The organism is Massiliimicrobium timonense (assembly GCF_042850985.1).
Taxonomy (GTDB): domain Bacteria; phylum Bacillota_I; class Bacilli_A; order Erysipelotrichales; family Coprobacillaceae; genus Allocoprobacillus.
The window spans coordinates 1,216,587-1,238,704 of the sequence record NZ_AP031415.1 but is presented as its reverse complement, the minus strand read 5'-3'; the positions used below and the strand labels follow the sequence as shown (position 1 = coordinate 1,238,704).

Genomic DNA, 22,118 nt, shown 5'->3' with positions numbered 1-22,118 from the left:
TTCATCGAATTTTTTGATATGCTTCTATTATATGCATTTGATTAAACATGTCAATACTTTTTTTGCTTTTTCTCAATATTCATCTATTATTTTCTATTTAAACATAAAAACAGAACTAATTTTATAAAATATATAAATTTTATTTTATTTTTTCATATAAAATAAAATTTGTTCACTAACATCATGAAGCTTTTGAATCGGTTCTTCCATTAAATCAAGTTGACATTGTAAATCATCCAATTGATTATTTAACTCTTGAATTTCATTTTTTTGTTCCTTGATTTGTTTTATTTTTGATGCAATCTTCTCTCTATAATCCAAAATATAAATTGTCAAAAATAAACAAAGCAATCCACCAATAATATATATAATAATCATAATCATCCTCATTTCATGACAACAATATCTTCAAATTCTTTTCGTGGCGGTCTTTGGACTTCTTCATCACTATATCCCACAGCAATCACACTCACAACAGCTTGATTTTCTGGAATAGAGAAAAATGCCTGAATAGCTTTTTCATCACGAATCCCCATCACTAACGTTGATAATCCTAACTCTGTTGCTTTTAAAATAAGATTCATATTGTGCATACCACAATCATAATAACCCCAGCCATTTCCTAATTCATTTGTTGGAGTTCCATCTTTATTATAACCAGAACGATTTAAAACAATCGTTGAAACAATAAGTATTGGAGCATCACCTACATTTTCTTGATTAAATTCTGGCAAAGCAGCCTTAATAGCCTGTCTAGCTTCTTCACTTTCAGCAATATAATAACGTGTCACCTGCGAATTTTTCCATGAAGGTGCTAATATAGCTGCTTCAATCATCTGTTTGATGAGTTTCCTTTCTACTGGCTTTTGAAGATAATGTCTACGCACACTTTTTCTTTTTTCTAGTACTTCCTGTAACTCCATTAATACCACCCCTATTTATTATAATCTTGATTTAATCCTTTTGCAATGTTTCTTCACTGAGATATTGCGATGGGATGATTGATAGTGGTGCAATATCTTGAATATGATCACCATCTTCATGCAAAGCATACATTCCATCAAGCTCCAGATAAAACGTATCTTGTTCATTCATTTGATAAGGCAAATAGACATCTTCACTGTAAACACTGTCTAAACACAAACAAAGTTTTGTATCAGGATAAAGTTGATGATCTAACGGTTCAAAGAAAATCTGGTTTTCAGTTTTATCAACAACCTTCATCAAAATACGACTATATCCCTTCTTTGATGAAGTCGTTTCTACATTCTGACTTTGGCTCTTTTGCCAATCTTCCGTTGTCATTTCAAGAGATTCATAAGGGAAGAAAGCCTTTGATACTTGATAACCACTTTGCTTATTAATAATTTGAACACCAATAGGAATATCACTATCTTTCGTTATAAAAATACGCTGTGTATTGACCATTGTCATAAGTCCTAGCAAATGACCACTATAATCAAAATTCTTTTTAGAAAAGATATCTTGTAAAAAATCCTGACTCATCGTAATAGTCAGCTGAGAATAATCTTCATTTATATTTACAGACGTTTCTAAATCATTGAGTTGTTGAATAACCTCTGTCATGAATTGCTGATTCTTCTCTAAAAATGCCTTTGCTTGTTTTTCATCAGCTTCAATAAATAAATCATCATCTTTGATATATATGTTTTCTCCATATTGCCTATCAATATCAATAACATCTTCATTTTCATAATGAATAATATTTTGATAGAAGTCCGCATTTAAAAACCAGTCGTAATATCTGCTTAAACGATAGACTGTGATATTTGATTTTTCCTTTGTTTGACATCCTATTAAACATAAACATAACATCAATAAAATAATTCCTCTTTTTTTCATATGCCTCACCTATTTTTATTATAGCATAAAAAAAGAAACGAAAATCAAAATCGTTTCTTTCCATCTATTATTTATTAGCATCTACCATTAACTGACAAACTTTATTAGAGAATTCAACAGGATCATCAATACTAAATCCTTCAATCAATAAAGCCTGATCATATAATAATGAAGCATAATCATTAATTTTTTCTTTATCTTTTTCAAATAAAGATTGTAAAGCATTAAATATAGCATGATTTGGATTAATCTCTAAAATTCTTCCTGCTTTGATGTTTTGCCCATCTGGCATTTGATTTAAAACTTTTTCCATTTCAAAAGACACACCTTCACTACTTACTAAACATACAGGATGTGTTTTTAAACGTGCAGAAACTTTCACATCTTGAACTTTATCTTTTAATGCTTCTTTAAGTGTTGAAATCAAATCTTTATTGTCTTCACTGACTTTTTCTAACTCTTTCTTTTCTTCTTCACTATCAATATCTAAATCACCTTGATTAATATTTTTAAATGGTTTTTCTTTATATTCTCTTAGCATTTGAATACAGAATTCATCCACATTATCAATCATATAAAGAATATCAAAACCTTTATCTTTCACCATTTCTACAGTTGGTAAATGATCAATCTTTTCATAACTTTCACCACTGGCAAAATAGATTTCTTTTTGATCTTCTTTCATCTTTTCAACATATTCATTAAAAGTAATCATTTTCTTTTCATTGGCACTATAATACAACAATAAATCCTGTAATTTATCTTTCAACATACCATAGCTGTTATAAATACCAAACTTTAACTGCAATCCAAAATTCTTAAAGAATTCTTCATATTTTTCACGATCATTCTTTAACATTTTTTCCAATTCACTTTGAATACGTTTTTCAATCTTATCAGCAATAATCTTTAATTGACGATCATGTTGTAACATTTCACGAGAAATGTTTAATGATAAATCTTGTGAATCAACTAAACCTTTAACAAATCTAAAATGTTCAGGTACAAGTTCACTGGCTTTATCCATAATAAAGACACCACGAGAATAAAGCTGTAAACCTTTTTCATAATCTTGTGAATAATAATTCATTGGTGGTTTAGAAGGAATAAATAATAATGAATCATATGAAATTGTTCCCTCTACACTGTTATGCATTACACATAATGGATCACTGAAATCATTAAATTTATCTTTATAGAATTCATTATAATCTTCTTGTGTAATTTCTTTTTTAGGTCTTTTCCATAAAGGAACCATTGAGTTCAATGTCTTATTTTCAATCACTTGTTCATATTCATCACTATCTTCTTTTTTCTTAGAAGTTGTCATATCCATTTTAATAGGATAATGAACATAATCAGAATACTTCTTAACCAATCTTTGAATTTCATATTCATCTAAATATTGATCATAATTTTCATCATCCGTGTTATCTTTTAAATAGAGATTGATTCTTGTTCCATGATTTGGATAATCTGTTTCATTAATAGTATATCCATCACTTGTATCAGATTCCCAGATATAAGCCTGATCTTCTCCAAATTTTTTAGAAATGACTTCGACCTTATGAGCAACCATAAATGCTGAATAGAATCCAACCCCGAATTGTCCAATAATGTCAACATCATCTTGTCCTTTTTCTAATGCCTGTTTAAATTCAAAAGAACCACTATTAGCAATCGTTCCTAAATGTTCTTCTAATTCTTTTGCATTCATACCAATACCTTGATCAATAATAGATAACATACGATGATCTTTATTGATCACAATTTGAATAGATAAATCTTCTCTTGAAATACCATTTAAATTTTCAGTTAGTGCTTTATAATATAATTTATCAGAAGCATCACTTGCATTAGAAATTAATTCTCTTAAAAAGATTTCTTTATGTGTATAAATAGAATTAATCATTAAATCTAATAATCTTTGTGATTCAGCTTTAAATTGTTTCTTTTCTGCCATAATTACATCTCCTTTATTAGCACTCTACCCATTTTTGTGCTAATAGTATCTTACACCTTCTCGTTAGCACTGTCAAGTCCAATGTGCTAAAGTCATCTTCTTTTCTTTAAATCTTTTTTCAAAAATAAAAAAGACTCACTATCACAAGTGAATCTTTTCCATCATTTTAATCTAAATCTTCACCATTAGATTTAAAGACTTTAGAAATCCAATAGAATGATTTTTTAGGAATACGTTTTAAATCTCGCATATCTTTATTTGTTCTATTGACATAAACAAATCCATAACGTTTATCCATATTACACATACTTGCTAAAATATCGATTGGTCCCCATGTAATATATCCTAAGCATGGAACACCTTCTTCAAACATCGCATTTTCCATTTCTTTGATATGATCTCTATGATAATTGATACGATAGTCATCTTCAATTGTTTTTCCAGCAGCAAGCATAGCATCAACTTCTTCTTGAGTCATATCTTCACGCCAACCTACACCATTTTCTAATACGAAAACAGGCAAATCAGAACGCACGTGTAAATCATTTAATGTCCATCTAAATCCAATTGGATCAATTTCCCATCCCCATTCATTGGCTTCACAATGTGGGTTTTTCACAACATGTTCATTCACAACTTCATGATAAGGTCTTTCTAAATCAAATTCTCCTTCAGTAATTGTATTAGAACGATAATAACTGAATGCAATATAATCAACTGTATATTTCAATAATTCTTCGTCACCTTCTTCAAAATGAGGCATCCATCCTCTATTTTCAAGATAAGCAACCATATAATCAGGGTATTTTCCTTTCGCAAAGACATCAACATGGAAACCATTCATATATTGATAAGCTTGCCATGCAAATAAATTATTTTTAGGTGTATTTGTATATGGATAAATATTTGTAACAGCAGCCATACCACAGAATTTAGCATCTGGTTGTAATTCTCTTAATGCTTTAACAGCTTTACAGTGAGCAATGAAAACATTATGATTCACTTGATATAAATGTTTAGCTTCACTGACACCTTCAGGAATTTCTTCTGCATTAGAAACTCTTAACATCATACCATGTAAATTCTGTTCATTGAAACTCATCCAATGTTTGACACGATCTCCAAATCTTTCAATACATACTCTAGCATATCTTTCAAAACAATCAACAACATAACGAGATGCAAAACCATTATAGTTTTTCACTAAATGATAAGGCATATCAAAATGAACTAATGTAATCATTGGTTCAATTCCAGCAGCTAATAACTTATCAATTAAATCACTATAGAATTTGACACCTTCTTCATTGACTGGTTCATCTAATGTTCCATTAGGAATAATTCTTGACCAGCAAATAGAAAAACGATAAAAATTAAATCCCATTTCTTTCATTAAAGCAATATCTTCATCATAGCGATGATATTCATCAATTGCTACATTCCAATCTGAAAATTCAGGATTCATTGGTCTGACATCATAAACACAGACACCTTTACCTCCTTCATTTCTTGCTCCTTCTGTCTGGAATGAAGATACTGATCCACCCCAGTAAAAACCTTTTGGCATTTTCTTTTCCACAATTTCTTCCTCCTTACTCTCTACCAATTATTTTATAATAAATTATTTTAAGAGTAAACGCAGTCCACTGACTTTATAATGAAGTTTCATAAAAGATAATATATTATATATAAATATGAAACTCTGTTTCAAAAAAAGATTGTCATTGCAGACAATCTTTATTCAAATTCTTTTGTACGAGCTACTTCTCTCATCCAGCTGGCAGATTTCTTTTCTTTACGTTTATAACCATCATCAAGACACACTCTTACAAATCCATAACGATTTTTAAACGCATTACACCAAGACCAGTTATCAATTGCACCCCAGTAATGATAACCTAAACAATTCGCTCCATCTTCAATGGCTTTTGCAATCCATTCTAAATGATCTCTAACAAACTCTATACGATAATCATCTTGGATAACACCATTTTCATCCATGAATTTTTCTTCACCTTCAACACCCATTCCATTTTCTGAAATAAAGAATGGTAAATCAGGGCATTCTTTTTTGATTTTCATACCAAAATCATAAATTCCTTTAGGATAAATTTCCCATCCACGATGAACATTCATTTTTCTTTCAGGCCAAATATAAGGTTTCGCAATACATGGTAATCCATTTTCATCAAATTTTGAATCAGGTGCCTGAACACGTGTTGGCTGATAATAATTAAATCCTAACCAATCCACTTTTCCTTGAGCTAAAATAGCTTCATCTCCAACACGGCGATTGATTTCAACTTTCCAGTCATTTTCCACTGTATCTAAAACATCTTCAGGTAAATGTCCATGTGCCACAACATCTAACCACCAGCGATTATGTAAACCATCTGTCATTCTCACGGCTTCTAAATCTTCAGCAGATGGATTGTCTTTTGTATATGGTGGAGCAAAACAGTTAATCATCCCAATTTTTGCATCTTTACGAATTTTTCCTTCTTTTTGAAGCTTTCTAAAATTCATGACTGCTAAACAATGTGCTAAAGTAATATTGTATTGAACATTGATTGATTGTTTAAAATCTTTTTGATATGGATACCAAGTTCCATGTAAAAATTGTTGTTCTGGTTCTACAATAGGTTCATTAAAAGTAAACCAGTATTTAATTTTCTGACCAAATTCTTCCATTGCCTTTTTCACAAAATTAGCATACGCTTCCACAACTTCTCTATTTTGCCATCCACCACGTTTAACTAAATATTCAGGCATATCAAAATGATACATATTCATAAATATTTCAATTCCATTTTCGTGAGCACAATCAATCAACTGATGATACCATTTTGCTCCTTCAGGATTAATATTGCCATCTTGATCCAGTAATCTTGTCCATTGCATTGATGTTCTAAATGATTCAAAATTCATACTCTTTAATAATTGAATATCTGATTCATATTTGTGATACATATCATTTCCGACATATGATCCCACATTATTGTGAAAAGCATTAATTTCCATATCAGAATACATATCCCAATAAGAACGTAGTCTTCCTCCTACATTATAACTTCCTTCAGTTTGTGGTCCAGACATTGCTGCACCAAAGAAAAAATCTTTTGGTAATTTTATCATCTATAAATCCTCCTCTTGTTTATAAAGGCATTGTAAAAGATATTCTTCTTTGAGTAAATATTTTTTCATTATTTTATAAAATAATTTCATATTTTATAAAATTCTATATAAATTATGAAACATTGTTTCATAATTATTCCCACTGGAAATTTTCTTTTCCAGCACCTATTTCAAAATGATATTTGACAATACCTAAATCAATCTTTGTATAAAATCCTCGCTTTGCTTTGATTAATACTTTATGATGATGGTAAAGGACTTGAAATCTTTGTTGATTCAATGCTGTCGGGGCTAATAAAGCATATTGGACGCCTGCTTGAAACCATTTTGGAAAAGGTTCATCTCCTTTAGCCACATCCTTCATTGCTTTACTACGATGAAGCTTTCCTTGATTTTCCCCATACCCCACTACAATAACCGCAATTAGCTTTTCATCAGGACTTATTTGCATACATGAAATCATTTTCTTATAAGTCAAAGCAACCCAGCATGTATTCAAACCTAATTGTTGTGCGAATAAAACAAGATGTTCACCATAATAACCACATTTTTCTTCTAAATCTTGACTTCTTTTTCCAATCAATGCTATATAATTTTCAACACCTTCAAATTGACCATAATGTGCCATGCGACTTTGAAATGATTGAGATTCATTGGTTATGAGTTGAATATGTAAACCACTTTTTTGATTACATTCTTGTATTTTGCCTTTTAATTCTTCAATAATTTCTAAAGACAAAGGTTGTTTTATATATTGACGAACGCTATGACGTTTTTTTATAGCTTCTTTTAAATCCATCAACATCGCCTCCTCCTATATATTTTAACATATGATTGTTTCATACAAAACATGAAAATATCAACTACTATGAAACTTTGTTTCATGTTATAATAGACTTGGTGATAACAATGAGTATAATGACACAATTAGAATTTGAACTGGAATTTTCTCAATCCGAGAAACAAATTGCTCGATATATTTTAAATCATGGCGAAGATGTTTTAAGCATGTCTGTCAAAACTTTAGCAAAGCAGACTTATACTTCTCCTGCAACCATTGTTCGACTTTGTAAAAAGATGGGGTTAGAAGGTTACAATGATTTTAAAATCAAATATTCAGCTGAACTTCAATATGATTTACATCATACAGATCGTATTGATGTCAATTTCCCTTTTTCAAAAGAAGATAGTTACCCGATGATTTGTCATAAACTGTCTTCTTTATATCAAGAAGTCATTGCTGATACAATTAAACTCATTGATTTTTCAATGTTAGAAAAAATTGTTGATTTACTGTATACCCATGATCATATAGATATTTATGGTTCAGGCAATTCACTTCTGGCAGCCATGAGCTTTCAACATAAGATGATGCGTATTTCAAGAAATGTCAATTTAAAAATCCTGCATGGTGAACAGATATTTCAATCATATAACTCTAATGAAAATCATATTGCTATGATTATTTCATATTCTGGTGAAACAAACGAAAACATTCAGATTGCCCAAACATTAAAGGAAAAAGGCACTCCTATGATTATTTTAACATCCATTGGTAATAATCGTTTATCACATTATGCAAACTATATTTTAAATATTGGTTCAAGAGAAAAGATTTTTACCAAGATTGCACCATTTGCTTCTCAGATATCTATTGAATATTTATTGAACATCATTTTCTCATGTATCTTTCAAAAAGATTACAATCAAAACATCCAAAACAAGGTCAGTTATGATAAAAAAAATGACTCTAGACATCCTTTATCCAGTCCTGTCAGTGATGAAAGAAAATAATTTCATATTCTGAAAAAAAATCATAATAAATAGATTTTTTGATATGATAAAATCGCTATGTGGGAGGGAAATAAAAACATGAAATCTTTACAAATGAAATATAATTTTGTACACATTCTTTTTTGGGTATCCTATTTATCTATTTATGGATATATAGCTATATTTTTACAATATCGAGGTTTAAGCAATACTGACATTGGTATTGTCAGTGGTGGTGGAGCCATCTTTTCTATCTTTTTTTCTCCATTCATCTCATCGCTTTTATCCAAAATCCCTCGTTTAAACATTAAAAATTTGATTCTTATCTTATACTTACTAATGTTTGGTATGTTTATCAGTCTATTTTTTATAACAACACCTATTTGGATAATTATGTTATTTTATATTCTTTTATTAAGTACAGTCGTTTCCATTGTACCGTTTTTATCCATGCTGTGTATGAATTATCTTAAAGATGGACAATATATTAATTTTGGTTTATCACGTGGACTTGGTTCAATTGCCTATGCAACTGGAGCTATCGTCATTAGTCAGTTGATTGAACTCTTTAATCCAACAATCATTATTTTTGCTCATCTTATTTCAAGTATTGCCTTATTATATATGCTTTTTTCTATGCCCGATTATCAGACACATCAACAAGATACCAAAGAAAAACAATCAACAGCTTTTTCAATCATTCAAAATTATCGTACATTTTTTATGATTCTAGTTGCTTTTTCTCTGATGATAGCTGCCTCAACATCATTGTCAACTTATTTAATCAATATTGTAAAAAACTTAGGTGGAAGCACGTCTTTATATGGTGTGGCTGTGTTTTGCATGGCAGCCAGTGAAATGCCTTTGATGTCTGTGACTTTCCGTTTATTAAAAAAATATCGTGCTGAAACACTCATCCTTGCCAGTGCAGGATTCTATCTTATTAGAAACTTTACAATCTGTTTAGCTCCGTCACTTCCTATTCTTTTAATTGGTATGATGTTTCAAGGATTTTCTTATGGTTTATTTACCGCAACCATCACTTATTATGTCAATGATCATTTAGCAGAAAATGATCAAATGATGGGTCAAACAATGATTGCGATGATGTCTACTGGTTTAGGAGCAGCGATAGGTAATATTTTGGGAGGTATTTTACAAGATACTTTTGGCTTAAACAGTATGCTGATTTTTGTTGGTATTTTAACAATCTTAGGTTTTCTTATTATGTTCTTTACACTTAAAAATAAAACAGGTCTATCAAAAAGGCCTCTTGTTGAATCATATGAAAAAAACTGATGTATCATCAGTTTTTTTATTAATAATTTTCTGTCATTCTTTCAAAATAAGCTTTTGGATATCCACATGTTGGACATCTTTCAGGTGCTTCTTCTCCTTCATAAATGAAACCACATTGTCTGCATTTCCATCCTTTTGGAGCATCACCTTTAAACGTTTTTCCTTCTTTATAGTTTTTCAATAATCTTAAATAACGAGCTTCATGAGATCTTTCAACTTTTCCAACATTTTCAAACTTCACAGCCAATTCTTCAAATCCTTCTTCTCTTGCTTCTTTAGCCATACGTTTGTACATATCAGTCCATTCTTCGTTTTCTCCTGCTGCTGCCACTTCTAAATTTTCATCTGTTGATCCAATGCCATGAAATTCAGCAAACCACATTTTCGCATGTTGTTTTTCTTGATTTGCTGTTTCTTCAAAAATTGCAGCAATCTGTTCCAGCCCTTCTTTTCTAGCCATTTCAGCAAAATAAGTATATTTATTTCTGGCTTGAGATTCACCTGCAAAAGCTTCCATTAAATTCTTTTCTGTTTTTGTTCCAGCATATTTTGATTTCTTTTCTTCTACTTTTTCAAATTGACTTGCTGGAGCCTTACAAACTGGACATTGGTCAGGAGCATTTTCTCCTTCATAAACATATCCACATACTTTACAAATCCATTTTGTCATTATTTTTTCCTCCTTATTCATCTACTTTCATTATACACCTAAAAAATAAGAAAGCAAGAACTTTTTAATAATAGTAATCATTATTATTTATAAATTCATTCTATGATTGCTTTTGTAAGCATAAACATGTATAATGTGAGATGAAAAAAAGAATGCTATAGTAGTGACTTTTTTAAGCACTAACTTTTCTTTTTGATCAAAATAATGAAACGTCGTATTCATAAATGAAATGACAGTGGAGGTAACAAATGAATCAACAAAAAACAAGGAATCTGGCTTTGATGTCACTTTTTATCGCTATTGAGATTCTCATGGTCATGGTTCCCTTTTTAGGATTTATTCCTATTGGTCCCTTACGTGCAACAACATTGCATATTCCCGTCATCATTGCTGGGATTGTTTTAGGAAAAAAGCAAGGAGCGCAAATTGGTCTGGTATTTGGTTTATCCAGCTTGATTATCAATACCATTCAACCAACAATAACATCTTTTGTCTTTTCTCCTTTTATCAGTGGCTCATTATGGAGTCTTGTTATTGCGATTATGCCAAGAGTATGTATTGGATATATTGCCGGTCTGATTTATGAAAAAGGAAAAAGCCATCCCATACCAGCCATGTGTTTAGGTTCTCTGGTGGGTGCTATGACCAATACAATCCTTGTTTTAGGAGGAATATATCTTTTTTTTGGCAATCAATATGCTACAGCTATAGGATTGTCACTAACAAAGCTTCTTCCCTATCTATTAACAATTATCGCAACAACGGGATTATTAGAAGCGGCTGTTGGAACAATCATTGCAGTTATTGTTTCTCGTATACTCATTCAATTTAAGAAATAAGGTGAAAAAATGTCTAAAAAAATCATTATTGGAATAACTGGCAGCATTGCTGCATTTAAAAGTGTTCAACTGATTAGTGATCTTATCAAAAAAGGATATCAGATAGAAGTGATGATGAGCGAAAGTGCTACACGTTTTATAACACCTATCTGTATTCAGTCATTAACTAAACGTAAAGTCTATGTCGATACATTTGATGATGAAAATCCTGCCATCATCACACATGTTGATATTGTCAAAGATGCCGATTTATTTATGATTGTTCCTGCCAGTGCACATACCATTGCGAAACTGGCTTATGGAATGGCTGATAATATGCTGACAAGTGCTTTTCTTGCAGCAACATGTCCTAAACTCATTGCCCCTGCAATGAATGTTCATATGTATGAAAATGCAATCACACAAAGAAATATGCAAATACTAAAAGATGCTGGAGTCACATTTGTTGAACCTGTTTCTGGGTTACTGGCATGTGGTGATGTGGGTAAAGGAAAGTTGGCTGATGAAGATATTCTTTTAGAAATGATTGACTATATGTTCACACCTAAAGTTTTAAAAAATAAAAAAATTCTTGTGAGTGCCGGTCCAACTCAAGAAAGCATTGACCCTGTTCGTTTTATTACCAATCATTCCAGTGGTAAGATGGGATATGCTTTAGCCCGTAGTGCTTTTTTAATGGGTGGGGATGTCACATTAATCAGTGGTCCAACTTCCTTGAATAAACCCTACGGTGTCAAAACAATTGATATTATCACTGCCAAACAAATGCATGATGAAATCATCAATCGTGTTCAGGATTTTGATTATATCATTATGTCAGCAGCTGTAGGAGATTATCGTTGTCAAAATATTGCTCAAGAAAAAATCAAAAAACATGAAGATACTTTGACATTACAGTTACAAAAAAATCAAGATATTCTTTTGGAAATGGGTCAGCATAAAAAACCACATCAGATCATTTGTGGTTTTGCAATGGAAACACAAGATTTAATTGAAAATGCTAAAGAAAAACTACAGAAGAAAAATTGCGATATGATTGTAGCTAATCATTTAAAAACAAAAGGAGCTGGTTTTCAAGGTGATACCAATGTTGTCAGCATTCTTACAAGTGAGTCTATTCATCATTATGATCTCATGAGTAAAAATGATTTGGCTTTTGAAATCTTAAATCAGATGAAAAAACGGGAGGAACAAAAATGTTAATTGTTATTGATATTGGAAATACAAATATTACAATGGGAATCTATCATGAAGATTTCTTGATAGGAACTTATCGTTTAACAACAAAATTTCAAAGAACATCTGATGAATATGGTTTTATGCTTTTATCATTTTTAAATGCTTCAGCTATTACTGTTAAAGATATTGATGATATCATCATTAGTAGTGTTGTTCCTAAAATTAATTATTCATTTACAAATTCTATCAAAAAATATTTATTTAAAGAACCTATTTTTATTGGACCTGGTGTCAAAACAGGTATTGATATCCGTATTGACAACCCTTCTACATTAGGTGCCGATCGTTTAGTTGATGCCGTAGGTGCTTATTATACATATGGTGGTCCCTGTCTGGTCATTGATTTTGGAACAGCTACAACTTATGATGTTGTCAGCCATCAAGGGGAATTCTTAGGTGGAGCAACAGCTCCGGGTATTGGTATATGTGCAAATGCCCTTTCTTCACAGGCCGCTAAATTACCTGAAATAGAAATTCAAAAACCTGAACATGTGATTGCTAAAAATACAATTAAAAGTATGCAATCAGGTGTCTTTTTTGGATATATTGGTCAAACTGAATATTTAATTCAACAAATCAAAAAAGAATATCAGCAAGATATGAAAGTCATTTCGACAGGTGGTTTAGGAAGAATGATAGCAAAAGAAACTGCCCTCATAGATATTTATGATGCAGATTTAACTTTTAAAGGATTAAAAATTATTTATGATAAAACAAAAAGAAAGCAAAGCTTATAAACTTTGCTTTTTTACATATAGCCACTTGATCAATTGAGCCATCATATATTGTTTATCAAATAATGTCATAAGACGTTCTATACCTATTTTATCATGTTCTGGATAAAGCAACAGATGAAGAATAACACCAACCAGCCCTCGACCATTCAAATGTTCTACAATATGCCAATCACCTGAGAAAACCTTTGAAAAATCACTTTGACAATATTCTTGAAAATCTTTCAATATATCTTCAGTCAATATATCAAAACGATAAACATAACTGACATCCCTTTCCATCAGTTCACAAATCCAGTCAAGAATAACATATAAATAATCTTGTATCATTAAAGGTTCTTGAAAATGTGTTTCCAGAAAATGTTGATATAGATGATCTTGACTGCTGCTGTTTGTATATTCTCTTATCTTTCTTTCTGTATAAAGGACTTCATGATATATAATATCAAACAAAGATGTTTGAAAAGGTAAAAACGTATAACAATTGCCAACATATTTTTTCATTGTTTTTTGACCTTGAAGATAACCCAAACGAATCAATCGATCAAGTGAAGATCGAGAAAAATCCATAAAGCCATGAAGTTCTATTTGTGGGTGGGTATAGTGAATAGATGGACGATGGAGATAATGAGAATGTTTCACTGGATATGCTAAATCTATAACCAGAACTTCATCAGCTCCCATAGCAAGTGCTAAATCTATTGGAACATTATCAAAATAGCCACCATCTATATAAGACTGATTATCAAAATGATGAATGGGAAACAAAGGAAAACATGAAGCACTGGCCAAGAGATAATCATAAATATGTTGACGTGGCATTTCTTCTTTTGTGATATAGAGTGGATTGAGTGATGGATAGTGAACAGTACATAAACCAAAATCAATGGATGATTGAAGCAGCACATCTTCCTTTAACAATCGTCTGATCAAGTATTTTAAAGGTGTAATATCTGCACCTTTTTCTTTCACATAAGTTTTAAAAAATGAAATAGCAAGATGGGATTGATCCAACATTGTTTCTAAATCACCACCTATTGTTGGCAATTCATTGGAAAAAATATCTTTTTCATCGACAGTTTCCCATAAATGCAAAAGAACATCTATATCCTTTTGAGCTAATAAACAAGCATTCAAAGCTCCAATAGATGTTCCCGTCACAATCTGATAATCCCATTTTGATTCATCAATGGCTTTCATAAATCCTGCTTGATAGGCTCCCTTGGCTCCTCCTCCAGCAAGAACAATCGCTTTTTTCATGCATAATCTCCCCTTTGACTCTCTACTATCATATGCGAGAATTGTTCAAGGTAGACATCAAATTCTTGAAAATCTATCAAATGATATTCCCAGTTAGGCGAACCAATTTGACCAGGTACATTAAAGCGACAATCACTCTGTTTTCCCATGATATCCCAGACTGGAATAATGACTTCTTCAGCTTCCAGATCTAAACAATAATGCAATATTTTCTGATACAAATGTTTTTCTGAATATTTTTTTAATTGTTGTTCTAATGTTTTATATTCTTCTTTTTTTATAGTCTTTAACCACCCATTTAAAGTATCGTTGTCATGTGTGCCACTATATACAACAACTTTTGAAAAATCAAAATCTGAAGCATAATGAAACTGAAAAACATACATTCCTTTAAGATGATAATGATCTCTCAACTCATAAACTTCTGGTCTTAAATCACCTAAATCTTCAGCTAAAATAGATAAATGGTCCACTTGAGCATATAAGGCATCAAACAAATCATATGCAGGTCCTTCAATCCACTTTCCAATGACAGCTGTTGGTTCACTGGCTGGTATTTTCCAATAAGTATCAAACCCTCTAAAATGATCAATTCTAACACGATCATACATCTGTTGAGAAGCCTTCATACGATCCACCCAAAAGGCATAATGATGTTTTTTCAAATATTCCCAGTCATAAAGAGGATTTCCCCATCTTTGTCCAAATTTACTAAAATAATCTGGAGGTACTCCTGCTACAAATGAAGGTGTTCCATCTTCTTCCAATAAGAAACTTTCACGATTTTGCCAGACATCAGCAGAATCTAAGCCAACATATATAGGCATATCCCCAATAATTTCAATATTATTTTGATGAGCATAATCTCTTAATTGTTGCCATTGCTGGAAAAAGAAATACTGTAAAAACATCTGGTAATCTATTTCCTTAGTAAAAGGTAATAATGAAAACGTATAATCATGATGATAATTTTTATATTCTTCTTCCCATTCAATCCATGATTTTTCTTGATGATGCGTTTTAAAAACACGAAAAATAGCGTAAGGATATAACCAAGAATGATTTTTTTCTACAAAATCATGATAATTGTCATCAGCATGGAAACGTGAAAAAGCCAATTGATAATATTTCTCTTTTTGTTTTCTGACACTCGTATAATCAACATATAAAGTCTGATTGACTTCCTCTTTGACTTCATTCTGTTTCAATAAACCTGCTTCAATCAATGTTTCAATATCCAAATAGATTTCATCACCAGCATGGCTTGATAATGGCTGATAAGGAGAATTCCCATATCCTAAAGGATTCAATGGCAGAATTTGCCATATATGAATATGTGCTTGAGCAATCTTATCAACAAATCGATATGCACTTTTACCAAAATCTCCTACTCCATATTGGCTTGGTAAAGCCGAAATAGGAAAAAGTATTCCTGTTTTTTTCATAGTTTCCACCTAATATCCAATATTTTCTTCAATAATAATGACGTGTATGCGATTTTTTTGTCCTTGATAACCTAATTTGACATAACTTGAACAAATACGATCTTCATTCAAACAATCTTGGCATTTTCCTACACGTGTACATGGTGTTTTTTTATGCAGACGTAAAGCATTGGCTGGTGCACTATATTCACGAATATGATTGATTGCTTCCTGTTCATTGATGAAAATCTTATTTAATCCCGCAATAACATAAACATCTTTAGGTCCAAAAATCATTGCTGATACACGATTTCCTCGTCCATCAACATTATATAAGCACCCATCCATAGTCAAAGCATTGGTACTTGTTATAAAGATATCAGATAATAAACCCTCACGTAATCTTTCTACAACCTGTTCTTGAGATAGTCCTTCTTCATAACGATCAATGAAATGAACATCACTTTTCTTAATCAAATCAATCACACCCAATTGAGTAAGTGTCACGCTCCCACCAACAGCAACTTTCTTTTGATCTGTCAAAATATTTTTTAAATAGTGATGAAGTTCTTCCTCGTCTTTAACAATCATACAACTCATATTATTTCTTTCAAAAGCTTTAATAAGCTGATTTTCTTTTATGTGTAATAATGTTTTATAATTTTCATCCATCTTTCTATCCTCCTATATGAATAAGTGTCCTATCTGATAAATCAAGAATGCGACAAGATATGCCATACCCGTCTGAAATAAAACTGTTAAAATAGCTTGTATCCAGGAATGAAGTTCACGTCTGGTTGCTGCAAAGGCAGCAACGCAAGGCATATATAAGACTGTAAAAACTAAGAAAGCAAATGCCGATAAAGGTGTAAATATACCAGCAAGAGCTTGATGAAAAGCAGCCGTTGAAGAAGATTGTGTTAAAACGGTCAATGTTGAAACAACAGATTCCTTTGCTGTAATTCCTGTCATTAACGCTGTAGAAGCACGCCAGTCATTGAATCCCAGTGGTGCAAAGATCGGTGATACAAATGAACCAATGGCAGCCAGAATACTTTGTGAACTATCAGAAACAAAATCAAATGTAAAGCTAAAACTTTGTAAAAACCAGATAACAATAGAAGCCATAAAAATAATTGTAAATGCTTTATGAATAAAATCCTTAGCTTTATCCAAAACATTTAAATAAACATTTTTTAGAGTTGGAATACGATAAGCTGGGAGTTCTAAAACAAATGGAACAGGCTCTCCTATAAAAACGGTATTTTTTAAAAGTATTGCTGAAATAATCGCTACCAGTATACCAATACAATAAATTGTCAACATGACAATAGCTGCTTTATGTGGAAAGAAAGCAGCAATAATCATTCCATAAATAGGAAGTTTGGCACTACATGACATAAAAGGTGTTAAAATAATGGTCATCTTACGATCACGGTCACTGGATAGAGTACGTGTTGCCATAATGGCCGGAACACTGCATCCAAAACCAATCAACATAGGTACAAAAGAGCGTCCAGAGAGTCCTATTTTTCTTAATGCCTTATCCATAACGAAAGCTACTCTGGCCATATAACCACTATCCTCCAGCATAGATAAAAAGAAAAATAAAATCACAATTACAGGTAGAAACGACAAAACACTTCCTACTCCTGCCAAAATACCATCACCAACTAAAGAACGCAACCAATAGGCCACATCATTAACTTCCAAAAGATGAATAATCCAATTAGAAAACTGTCCTATAAGACTATCCATAAGATCTTGCAAAGGTGCACCTATAAGTGAGAATGTCAAATAAAAAATAAACAACATAATCAAAATAAAAATAGGAATACCTAAATATTTATGTGTTAATAAACGATCGATTTTTTCTGAACGAATCTGTTCTTTGGTTTCACTTTCAATAAAAACTGTATGATGGCAAACATCTTCAATAAAAGAATAACGCATATCTACCAAAGCTGCTTCACGATCAGTTCCTGCTTCTTCTTCCATTTTTTCTAGAATATGCTCAATAATATGACGATCTCCTTGATCAATATGCAACTTATCAAACATATCTTCATCACCTTCAATGATTTTTGTAACACAATAACGCAAAGGTAAATGCAAAGATTGAGCACTCTGTTCAACAATATGCGATATAGAGTGAATGGCCTTATGAACAACGCCATGACAAATATCAATATGATGTGATGATTGATCTAAGTTCTTTTCAATCGCAGTAATAACATCTTCAATACCCTCATTTTTACTTGCTGAAATAGGTACAACATCCATTTCAAGACGTTCTTTTAGCCCATCAATATCAATACTGTTACCACTTACAATAACTTCATCCATCATATTTAAAACAAGAATCATTGGAATATTTAATTCTAATAATTGAGTTGTTAAATAAAGATTTCTTTCCATGTTTGTCGCATCAATAATATTAATAATTAAACATGGTTTTTCCTCTAATAAATAACGAATAGAAACTATTTCTTCTGAAGTATAAGGTGACAAAGAATAAATACCCGGTAAATCAATCAATTCAAGTTCATCTTTATGTTTTTTTATAAACCCTGTTTTTTGTTCTACTGTGACACCTGGAAAATTACCGACATGTTGTGAAGAACCAGTTAAAGCATTAAATAAAGTTGTTTTTCCACAATTTTGATTTCCAATCAAAGCAATCTTCTTAATCATGATCTACCACCTTTACTTCAATTAAAGAAGCATCCTCTTTCCTCAAAGTCAAAACATAACTTCTTAAATAGACTTCTATTGGATCCCCCATAGGTGCTACTTTTCTAATTTTAACTAATGTATGGGGTGTTAAACCCATTTCTAATAAACGTCTTCTTAAAAGTCCCTTTCCATTCACAGCAACAATCTGTACTAATGTCTGAGGACTCATTTGATCTAAAGTCATACCCTCACCTCATTACCTAACCATTATAACGCATTTTTTTATCAATGAAAATATTATCTTTTGACATTTTTTTATACAAAAAAAGAGTTTTAAACATCACGCCTAAAACTCCCTTTATCATCTAAAGAACATTTTCCTGATCATCAAAGACACTTTGATTTCTTAATTTTTGTTTTTGCATATACAAAACATAATCAGATTCCTCAATATCATCACCTAAAGATTCTACATTTCGAGGATTATCCATATTATAAATATAAACATATGCCTGATCTTTCACTTGACCATCTTGATCTAGAATATCCATAGAAATCTTATTATACTCATTATCTTGATTGTGTTCACCAAAATAACTTTCCAGTTCATCTAAACATTGAGCTGTTTCTTCATCCACATCATAGAGTTCACCAAAAACAAGATGATCCCCCTGTGGTAAAAAAGCAGGATAAACGACTCCAGCAATCGTCATTAAACTTCCTTTTATATAACCATCACCACAATAAACACTACGTTCTCTTAAATAAATATCGTGATTATACATTCCTTTTCTCAATGTTCCATAAACAAAAACACGTACCATTAATGTGTTGCACCACCTGTCACTTTAATATCATTCTCTGTTGTCACAATGGCTTCAATCGCTGCGATTAAACCTTCAACGATTGTATCCAAACTCATACTTGCTGTATTTGGTCTTGTAATCACTTGTTCTGGTAAGAATGGAATATGAATGAATCCACTTTTTTTACCGGGATATTTCGTTTCAATAATGTGACGTACACCATATAAAACATGGTTGCAGACAAATGTTCCAGCAGTATTGGATACAGATGCAGGAATCTGTTTTTGACGAATATTTTCAACCATCGCTTTAATTGGTAAATTAGAGAAATAAGCTGCTGGTCCATCAGCAAAAACAGGTTCATCAATAATTTGTTGTCCAGCATTATCTGGAATACGACAATCATCTATATTAATCCCAATTCTTTCGACTGTCATGTCTGTACGTCCTCCAGCCTGTCCAACTGATAGAACAACATCCGGATTTTCTTTAGCAATCGCTTCATCAATGACTTTTAAAGATTGATGACAAACCGTTGGAATTTCTAATTTGATAATTTGAGCACCAGCAATTTCATCTGGTAGTTTTTTCACTGATTCAATGGCAGGATTAATTTTATCACCACCAAAAGGATCAAAACCTGTAACTAAAATTTTCATTTGCAACCTCCTAGAATGCTAAAACAAGCATTAAAACAATATGAATCACAATCATAATTAAAGCAATTGGAGCCTGTGCCTTAATAACTGCCCATTTTTGATCTTTTGTTTCCAAAACCGCACAAGGAACAATATTAAAGTTTGCAGCCATTGGAGTCATTAAAGTTCCACAATATCCTGCCGTCATACCTAATGCAGCTACAATTGAAGGATCTCCTCCTTGATTAATAACAAATGGAATACCAATTCCAATAGTAATAACTGTAAAAGCAGCAAAGGCATTTCCCATAATCATTGTAAAGATGACCATACCTAATACATAAACAATCACTCCAATGACAATGTTTCCAGAAGGCACGACACTAGAAATAATACTAGAAATCACATCTCCTACACCAGCTTCATTAAAGACACTACCTAAAGCACCTAATAATTGTGGTAATAGACATGATGCTCCAACTTGCATTAATAAACGTGATGTATCACTACGTGTTTCAGATAATTTTGGTTTACAAATAATAATTGCTAAAACAAATGCAACTAAACAAGCAATTCCTGTCATAACAGCCCCATCTAAAGCTGTTGGATCACCACTGCTGCTACCAAATGAAAATAATTGGAATGAAAAGAAATTACTTAACTTTAAAAAGAATGTTTGAGCTGTATCTTTATTGTATTGAATCAATGATAAAATCAATGCCATAACACCAATAGAAACAGCAGGAACAAAAATTTTATTTCCTAATTTTTCACTAGATTGTTGACGGAATTCATGTGTTGATTCTTCAAATTCACCCATTTTAACTTGATTTGTTACTGTTAAACATCCCATAACAACAAGCATAGCCCCAATCAATACATTAGGTAACACTTTCCCTAACATAAAGATAACACCTAATAGAGCCCAAAATAAAGTTGTTCCTATTTTTGCTTCTTTATTACGTGTTGCACGATAAGCTGTATCAAAGCTTACAAAAGAACATAAAACATAAAAGAATTCAGGAAAATAGATTGTTAAAAAATCTAACATTATTTATTTCCTCCCTTCTTGATTTTTCTATCATATAAAAAGACTTGAATAAAAGCCAAAACAATAGAAATCGCTGCAATATAAATAGAAGCTCCCGCAATACTTGCTAAAGTGACTTCTGTAAATCCAGCTTCAGCCATTGTTCCATACATCAAAACAACACCACTGGCAGCAGGGAAACAGTTTTGAGCAAAGAAATTTCCATAGTTTTCAACAGCAGATGATAATCCTTTTAATGATTCTTCTTCATCTTCTGTCAATTCTTCTCCTTTGACTTTTTCACCAGCAGCCTGTGCCATTGGCATAATTAATGGTCTGACGAATTGAACAACCCCTCCAATTCTGATATTTAAAGCTGAGGCTATAGTACGAATAACGGAATAAATAGCCAACACTTTACCAGCTGAGGCATTTTTAATTTTTCCAATCAAATAAGCTGCCCTTTCTTTTAATCCATATCTTTCGATAATCGCAATTACTGGGAAAATAATTAAAAAGATGGACATTAAACGATTGGAAACAAAAGAACTTCCTAATATTTCTAAAATCTCTATGATATTCATTCCAGAAACAAGTCCTGTGACAATTCCTGAAATAATAACAGTTGCCAAAACATCTAATTTAAAAGCAAAACCTACAACGATGATGACAATCCCAATCAGTGTGATATACTCCACAACTAAACTCCCCTTTCAAATAATGATAAAATCATTATATATGATTTTTAAGATTCTTGCAAGAAAACATA

General features: G+C 31.7%; 22 protein-coding genes and 1 other annotated feature (1 of these 23 only partly in view). Of the genes, 5 read left to right on the top strand and 17 right to left on the bottom strand.

Going from position 1 to position 22,118, the window contains the following annotated elements; translation table 11 throughout:
- Positions 1-14 (bottom strand) — a binding site (T-box leader) (it extends 193 nt beyond the left edge of the window).
- Between the two features lie 130 nt (positions 15-144).
- The 7 genes from ACGHJ8_RS06485 to ACGHJ8_RS06455 all read right to left on the bottom strand — a co-directional run bounded on the left by ACGHJ8_RS06485 (position 145) and on the right by ACGHJ8_RS06455 (position 7,760).
- The gene (locus ACGHJ8_RS06485; RefSeq protein WP_390542301.1) at positions 145-378 is read right to left on the bottom strand and encodes a hypothetical protein; all 234 of its coding nucleotides are present in this window, start codon (positions 376-378) and stop codon (positions 145-147) included.
- An 8-nt stretch (positions 379-386) separates the two neighbouring features.
- Positions 387-923, bottom strand: coding sequence for a nitroreductase family protein (locus tag ACGHJ8_RS06480; RefSeq protein ID WP_390542299.1), 537 nt, complete (start codon positions 921-923; stop codon positions 387-389).
- 31 nt (positions 924-954) lie between these two features.
- The gene (locus tag ACGHJ8_RS06475; protein ID WP_390542297.1) at positions 955-1,863 is read right to left on the bottom strand and encodes a hypothetical protein; all 909 of its coding nucleotides are present in this window, start codon (positions 1,861-1,863) and stop codon (positions 955-957) included.
- Between the two features lie 67 nt (positions 1,864-1,930).
- Positions 1,931-3,826 carry a molecular chaperone HtpG gene (gene htpG, locus ACGHJ8_RS06470; protein ID WP_390542296.1) on the bottom strand — a complete coding sequence of 632 codons (1,896 nt, stop codon included), beginning with the start codon at positions 3,824-3,826 and terminating at the stop codon, positions 1,931-1,933.
- Between the two features lie 166 nt (positions 3,827-3,992).
- Complete coding sequence (locus ACGHJ8_RS06465; RefSeq protein ID WP_205089110.1) at positions 3,993-5,405, bottom strand: glycoside hydrolase family 1 protein; 1,413 nt, start codon at positions 5,403-5,405, stop codon at positions 3,993-3,995.
- Positions 5,406-5,563: 158 nt separating this feature from the next.
- On the bottom strand, positions 5,564-6,961 hold the full coding sequence (locus ACGHJ8_RS06460) for a glycoside hydrolase family 1 protein (RefSeq protein ID WP_390542293.1): 1,398 nt from the start codon (positions 6,959-6,961) through the stop codon (positions 5,564-5,566).
- A gap of 133 nt (positions 6,962-7,094) precedes the next feature.
- Positions 7,095-7,760: a nitroreductase family protein gene (locus ACGHJ8_RS06455; RefSeq protein WP_390542291.1), complete on the bottom strand. Its 666-nt coding sequence runs from the start codon at positions 7,758-7,760 to the stop codon at positions 7,095-7,097.
- Positions 7,761-7,870: 110 nt separating this feature from the next.
- Here ACGHJ8_RS06455 and ACGHJ8_RS06450 point away from each other — a divergent pair, with 110 nt between their 5' ends.
- Positions 7,871-8,755 (top strand): MurR/RpiR family transcriptional regulator, encoded by an 885-nt coding sequence (locus tag ACGHJ8_RS06450; protein ID WP_390542289.1) that lies wholly within the window; start codon positions 7,871-7,873, stop codon positions 8,753-8,755.
- Between the two features lie 78 nt (positions 8,756-8,833).
- Complete coding sequence (locus tag ACGHJ8_RS06445) at positions 8,834-10,033, top strand: MFS transporter (RefSeq protein WP_390542287.1); 1,200 nt, start codon at positions 8,834-8,836, stop codon at positions 10,031-10,033.
- A 19-nt stretch (positions 10,034-10,052) separates the two neighbouring features.
- On the opposite strand, the gene rbr is transcribed toward ACGHJ8_RS06445, so the two are convergent.
- On the bottom strand, positions 10,053-10,703 hold the full coding sequence (gene rbr, locus ACGHJ8_RS06440; protein WP_390542285.1) for a rubrerythrin: 651 nt from the start codon (positions 10,701-10,703) through the stop codon (positions 10,053-10,055).
- Between the two features lie 248 nt (positions 10,704-10,951).
- Here rbr and ACGHJ8_RS06435 point away from each other — a divergent pair, with 248 nt between their 5' ends.
- From ACGHJ8_RS06435 to ACGHJ8_RS06425, 3 genes are read left to right on the top strand one after another with little or no spacing between them, the layout of a single operon-like run.
- The gene (locus tag ACGHJ8_RS06435) at positions 10,952-11,542 is read left to right on the top strand and encodes an ECF transporter S component (RefSeq protein WP_087358927.1); all 591 of its coding nucleotides are present in this window, start codon (positions 10,952-10,954) and stop codon (positions 11,540-11,542) included.
- Between the two features lie 9 nt (positions 11,543-11,551).
- Entirely contained in the window at positions 11,552-12,745 is a 1,194-nt protein-coding gene (coaBC, locus tag ACGHJ8_RS06430) for a bifunctional phosphopantothenoylcysteine decarboxylase/phosphopantothenate--cysteine ligase CoaBC (RefSeq protein ID WP_390542283.1), read from the top strand.
- Positions 12,739-13,518 (top strand): type III pantothenate kinase, encoded by a 780-nt coding sequence (locus tag ACGHJ8_RS06425; RefSeq protein ID WP_390542281.1) that lies wholly within the window; start codon positions 12,739-12,741, stop codon positions 13,516-13,518. Before coaBC ends, ACGHJ8_RS06425 begins: the two co-directional genes overlap by 7 nt.
- Here the strand turns inward: ACGHJ8_RS06425 and ACGHJ8_RS06420 are convergent.
- The 9 genes from ACGHJ8_RS06420 to ACGHJ8_RS06380 all read right to left on the bottom strand — a co-directional run bounded on the left by ACGHJ8_RS06420 (position 13,513) and on the right by ACGHJ8_RS06380 (position 22,047).
- On the bottom strand, positions 13,513-14,775 hold the full coding sequence (locus ACGHJ8_RS06420) for a patatin-like phospholipase family protein (RefSeq protein ID WP_390542279.1): 1,263 nt from the start codon (positions 14,773-14,775) through the stop codon (positions 13,513-13,515). The two genes, ACGHJ8_RS06425 and ACGHJ8_RS06420, sit on opposite strands and share 6 nt — an antisense overlap.
- Complete coding sequence (malQ, locus tag ACGHJ8_RS06415) at positions 14,772-16,220, bottom strand: 4-alpha-glucanotransferase (RefSeq protein ID WP_390542277.1); 1,449 nt, start codon at positions 16,218-16,220, stop codon at positions 14,772-14,774. The genes ACGHJ8_RS06420 and malQ overlap by 4 nt, the downstream gene beginning before the upstream one ends.
- 9 nt (positions 16,221-16,229) lie before the next feature.
- Positions 16,230-16,871: a lactate utilization protein gene (locus ACGHJ8_RS06410; protein WP_211964792.1), complete on the bottom strand. Its 642-nt coding sequence runs from the start codon at positions 16,869-16,871 to the stop codon at positions 16,230-16,232.
- 12 nt (positions 16,872-16,883) lie between these two features.
- Positions 16,884-18,893: a ferrous iron transport protein B gene (gene feoB / locus ACGHJ8_RS06405; RefSeq protein ID WP_390542275.1), complete on the bottom strand. Its 2,010-nt coding sequence runs from the start codon at positions 18,891-18,893 to the stop codon at positions 16,884-16,886.
- Positions 18,886-19,119 (bottom strand): FeoA domain-containing protein, encoded by a 234-nt coding sequence (locus ACGHJ8_RS06400; protein WP_087358914.1) that lies wholly within the window; start codon positions 19,117-19,119, stop codon positions 18,886-18,888. The genes feoB and ACGHJ8_RS06400 overlap by 8 nt, the downstream gene beginning before the upstream one ends.
- Before the next feature lie 121 nt (positions 19,120-19,240).
- Positions 19,241-19,699: a gamma-glutamylcyclotransferase gene (locus tag ACGHJ8_RS06395; RefSeq protein WP_087358912.1), complete on the bottom strand. Its 459-nt coding sequence runs from the start codon at positions 19,697-19,699 to the stop codon at positions 19,241-19,243.
- The gene (gene pcp / locus ACGHJ8_RS06390) at positions 19,699-20,340 is read right to left on the bottom strand and encodes a pyroglutamyl-peptidase I (protein WP_205090041.1); all 642 of its coding nucleotides are present in this window, start codon (positions 20,338-20,340) and stop codon (positions 19,699-19,701) included. Before pcp ends, ACGHJ8_RS06395 begins: the two co-directional genes overlap by 1 nt.
- A 10-nt stretch (positions 20,341-20,350) precedes the next feature.
- The gene (locus ACGHJ8_RS06385) at positions 20,351-21,370 is read right to left on the bottom strand and encodes a DUF979 domain-containing protein (RefSeq protein WP_087358909.1); all 1,020 of its coding nucleotides are present in this window, start codon (positions 21,368-21,370) and stop codon (positions 20,351-20,353) included.
- Positions 21,370-22,047, bottom strand: a complete 678-nt coding sequence (locus ACGHJ8_RS06380) for a DUF969 domain-containing protein (RefSeq protein WP_087358907.1) — start codon at positions 22,045-22,047, stop codon at positions 21,370-21,372. The genes ACGHJ8_RS06385 and ACGHJ8_RS06380 overlap by 1 nt, the downstream gene beginning before the upstream one ends.
- Positions 22,048-22,118 lie beyond the last annotated feature (71 nt).